Below are 421 nucleotides of genomic sequence, written 5' to 3' on the forward strand. Positions count from 1 at the left end.
GGCCATCCGCACACGGCGGCCGTTAGACTCGTCGATAATCGAGGTGCGGCTGAGGAGGTCGGTATCGTTCGGATACTGCTCCTGCAAGGTCTTGAGGAAATAGTCGTTAATCTCGAAGATAATTTGCAGATGGCGCGGCAGAATTTTACCCAGCATATCCACCGGCCAGGTCTCGAGCGCTTCGCTCATCAGGGTGTGGTTGGTATAGGAGAAGACCTGACAGGTCACCTCGAACGCCTCGTCCCAGCTGAACTTATGTTCGTCGATAAGCAGACGCATCAGCTCCGGTATCGACAGCACCGGGTGGGTGTCATTCAGGTGAATGGCAATCTTGTCCGCCAGGTTGTCATAGGTCTTATGCAACATGTAATGGCGACTCAGGATATCCTGCACCGTGGCCGACACGAGGAAATACTCCTGG

At 54.4% G+C, this 421-nt stretch carries 1 protein-coding gene; it reads right to left on the reverse strand.

What is annotated here, in order from left to right:
* Positions 1-421 (reverse strand): glycogen/starch/alpha-glucan phosphorylase (locus M3667_RS17210; RefSeq protein WP_285837891.1); only part of this gene is annotated, 421 nt, incomplete at both ends.

Origin of the sequence: Microbacterium sp. P26 (assembly GCF_023712585.1) — a bacterium.
Lineage (GTDB): Bacteria > Actinomycetota > Actinomycetes > Actinomycetales > Microbacteriaceae > Microbacterium > Microbacterium algihabitans_A.